Origin of the sequence: Bilophila sp. 4_1_30 (genome assembly GCF_000224655.1) — a bacterium.
Taxonomy (GTDB): Bacteria; Desulfobacterota; Desulfovibrionia; order Desulfovibrionales; family Desulfovibrionaceae; genus Bilophila; species Bilophila wadsworthia.
The window spans coordinates 595,238-598,516 of record NZ_JH114232.1; the positions used below are offsets into that span (position 1 = coordinate 595,238).

3 protein-coding genes and 1 pseudogene are annotated in these 3,279 nt (G+C 62.6%); all 4 read left to right on the forward strand.

The window, feature by feature from the left end:
- The first annotated feature begins 120 nt into the window (after window positions 1–120).
- The 4 genes and pseudogenes from hisC (at window position 121) to lgt (ending at window position 3,241) form a co-directional block, all read left to right on the forward strand.
- Entirely contained in the window at window positions 121–1,224 is a 1,104-nt protein-coding gene (gene hisC, locus HMPREF0178_RS09270; RefSeq protein WP_009380395.1) for a histidinol-phosphate transaminase, read from the forward strand.
- 2 nt (window positions 1,225–1,226) lie between these two features.
- Window positions 1,227–1,865 (forward strand): annotated as a pseudogene (gene cmk / locus HMPREF0178_RS22545) ((d)CMP kinase); the annotation flags it as partial.
- 87 nt (window positions 1,866–1,952) lie between these two features.
- On the forward strand, window positions 1,953–2,456 hold the full coding sequence (moaC, locus tag HMPREF0178_RS22550) for a cyclic pyranopterin monophosphate synthase MoaC (protein WP_227328005.1): 504 nt from the start codon (window positions 1,953–1,955) through the stop codon (window positions 2,454–2,456).
- Window positions 2,457–2,458: 2 nt separating this feature from the next.
- Window positions 2,459–3,241 (forward strand): prolipoprotein diacylglyceryl transferase, encoded by a 783-nt coding sequence (gene lgt, locus HMPREF0178_RS09280; RefSeq protein ID WP_009380399.1) that lies wholly within the window; start codon window positions 2,459–2,461, stop codon window positions 3,239–3,241.
- Window positions 3,242–3,279: the final 38 nt, after the last annotated feature.

Here is a 3,279-nt window from a genome sequence, read left to right on the forward strand (position 1 = left end):
TTCTGAAGAAAGGTTCCCTCTCCCCCTCCAAGTCTTCTTACCCTTTATCCTTCATTCGCCTTGACGATACGGGCGGAAAAAAGGAAACTCCGGACTTTACAACCATAGAAGGAACTTGCCATGTCTCCCATCCCCATGCGTTCATTGGTCCGGGGCTTCAAGCCCTACACGGCAGGGCTCTCCATCGACGAGATCCGCGAGAAGTACGGTATCGAACGGGTCATCAAGCTCGCTAGCAATGAAAACCCTCTCGGAACCTCTCCGCTGGTCCAGCATACGCTGGAAACGCATGTCGGACTGGCATTCCGCTATCCGCAGGCCGGAAACCCCCGCCTTGTGAAGGCCATCGCCGCCCATCACGGTGTGTCGCCCTCCCGCATCATCGTGGGCGACGGCTCCGATGAAGTCATCGACCTGCTGTTCCGCATTTGCGTCGAGCCGGGCGTGAACAATGCGGTCGCCTTCATGCCCTGCTTCGGCATCTATACGACGCAGGCCGCCCTGTGCGGCGTGGAGCTGCGCCAGACCCCGGTGAACGCCGACTTCTCGTTCCCGTGGGACAACCTGCTCAAGCTGGTGGACGACAAGACGTCGCTCGTGTTCGTCACCACGCCCGACAATCCGTCCGGGTACACGCCGCCGGTGGCGGAACTCGAAACGCTGGCGAAGGCGCTGCCGGACACCTGCCTGCTCGTGCTGGACGAAGCCTACATGGACTTCACCGACGACGAGGCGGATTACTCGCTGGCGAAGCGGCTGGACGAATTCCCCAATGTGATCATTTCGCGCACGTTCTCCAAGAGCTTCGGCATGGCCGGGCTCCGCCTCGGCTACGCCATCGTGCCCGAGGAGCTGGCCGATCACTATTGGCGGGTGCGCCTGCCTTTCTCGGTGAACCTGATGGCTGAAGAGGCCGGGATCGCCGCGCTGCAAGACGTGGCGTTCCACGACGAGACCGTGCGGGTGGTCCGCGAGGGCCGCGCGTGGCTCACCGGTGAGCTTACGAAGCTCGGATGCCGCGTGTTTCCTTCCCAGTCGAACTTCCTCATGTTCGAGCTTCCGGCGGACGGCCCCAACGCCGCTTCCCTATTTGAAGATCTGTTGCGGCGAGGGATCATCCTGCGTCCGCTGACCTGCTACGGCCTGCCCCGGAACCTCCGCGTCTCCGTGGGTACGGCTGAAGAAAATACTATGCTTATCAATGCAATGCGGGAACTGCTGTAATCATGAAGTGTCTGCCTATCATCACATTGGACGGCCCCGCCGGGGTCGGCAAATCCACTCTCGCCAAGCGCCTCGCCACCATTCTCGGGATTCCCTATCTGGATACCGGCGCCATGTTCCGCACCATAGCCCTGCGCCTCGGGCCGGGCGCGGAAGCGTTGCCGGAAGACGAATTGCGGGCGCGCTGCAAAGCCTTCCGCTTCAAGCTGCAGGGCGGCGGGGAACATTCCGTATTGCTGTGCAACGGTGTGCCCGTGGGCCCCGAAATCCGTACCGAAGAAGTCGGGCGGCTCGCTTCGCGCCTCGCCACGTCCACGGTGGTCCGCGACTGCCTGAAAGAAGCGCAGCGGTCGCTCGGGGAGTCCGGTCTCGTCGCCGAAGGCCGCGACATGGGGACCGTGGTGTTCCCCACGGCGCGGTTCAAGTTCTTCCTTGACGCGCGGCCGGAAGTGCGCGGAATGCGCCGTTTTGAGGAGTTGCAGGCCAAGGGCGAGCCCGCCGATCTCGCGCAGATCACCGAAATGATCCGCCAACGCGACGACATGGACCGCAACCGGGCCGTTGCGCCTCTCAAGCCCGCCGCCGATGCCGTGATCGTCGATACCTCGGATCTCGGCATTGAAGGCGTCCTGAAGGTGCTGACGGATACGGTCGCTGCCTCCTCGGAGCGTATCGTGCGGGAAGTGCGCTATTGCCCGAAAGATGCCGCCGAAGACGCCGTTTCCGGGATGCGCGACGCCGCGTTTTCCCACATGGCCGGGGACGGTTCCATCAGTATGGTGGATGTGGGGAGCAAGAATATCACCAGGCGCGTCGCTATCGTGCGCGGGGCTGTGGAGATGAACGCCCATACGCTCGGCCTGCTCAAGGAGCACGCCCTGCCCAAGGGCGACGTGCTGGTCACGGCGCAGGTCGCCGGGATTATGGCGGCGAAGCGGACTTCGGAGCTCATCCCGTTGTGCCATCCCGTGCCGCTGAGTTTTGTGGACGTGCGTTTTGAGATTCAGGATGAGCCGCCTGCCGTGCTGATCGAATCCGAAGCCCGGACGAGCGACCGTACCGGCGTGGAGATGGAAGCCATCATCGCCGCTCAGGTCGCTGCGGCAACCATTTACGACATGTGCAAGGCCGTTCAGAAGGATATGGTTATCCGCGACGTGCGGCTTGTGCACAAATCCGGGGGGCGCACGGGCACGTTCGAGCGCCGCGAGTCCTCCGGGGAGCGGACCTGATCATGCTGGCCTATCCGAACATCAGCCCGGTAGCCCTGAGCCTTGGTCCCGTGCAGGTCCACTGGTACGGGCTTATGTATCTGTTCGCCTTTCTGGCCGGATGGGGGCTGGCGCGTTGGCGCGCGTCCCGTCCCGCGTGGATTGCGGCGGGCTGGAATGGGCAGAAGGTCGACGATCTGTTGACGTGGATCATGCTCGGCGTGGTGGCGGGCGGACGCCTCGGGTATGTGCTGTTTTACGATTTGCCCGTGTATCTCGATCAGCCGTCCGAGATTTTCAAGATCTGGAATGGCGGCATGTCGTTCCACGGCGGACTCGTCGGCGTGTTGCTGATGGGCTGGTGGTGGAGCCGCCGCAACAAGAAGAAGTTCATGGACGTGGTGGACTTCGTCGCTCCTCTCGTTCCGCCGGGCCTGTTCTTTGGGCGCATCGGGAATTTCATCAACGGCGAGCTGTGGGGCGGGGTTACGGATGGGCCCTTGGGGATGGTGTTTCCTACGGGCGGCCCGCTGCCGCGCCATCCTTCGCAGTTGTACGAGGCCGGGCTTGAAGGTCTGGTCATGTTCGTCGTCCTGTGGGTCTATTCGTCCAGGATCCGTCCCACCGGGAGGGTTTCCGGCCTGTTCGCGGTGTTGTACGGCGTGTTCCGTTTTGCCGTGGAGTTTGTCCGCCAGCCTGATCCCCAGCTCGGCTATCTGGCTTTCGGCTGGCTCACGATGGGGCAGCTTTTGTGTGTTCCTTTGCTTATCGCGGGGCTCTGGCTGTTGTTCAGGCCTGTGAAATAATGGGGCATTGGGGAGGGGAAGGGGAACCTTTCTGGAGA

Bases quoted from the DNA above. Each gene is read 5' to 3' on its own strand.
- hisC (WP_009380395.1), top strand. From the start codon at position 121: ATGTCTCCCATCCCCATGCGTTCATTGGTCCGGGGCTTCAAGCCCTAC.
- moaC (WP_227328005.1), top strand. From the start codon at position 1,953: ATGCGCGACGCCGCGTTTTCCCACATGGCCGGGGACGGTTCCATCAGT.
- lgt (WP_009380399.1), top strand. From the start codon at position 2,459: ATGCTGGCCTATCCGAACATCAGCCCGGTAGCCCTGAGCCTTGGTCCC.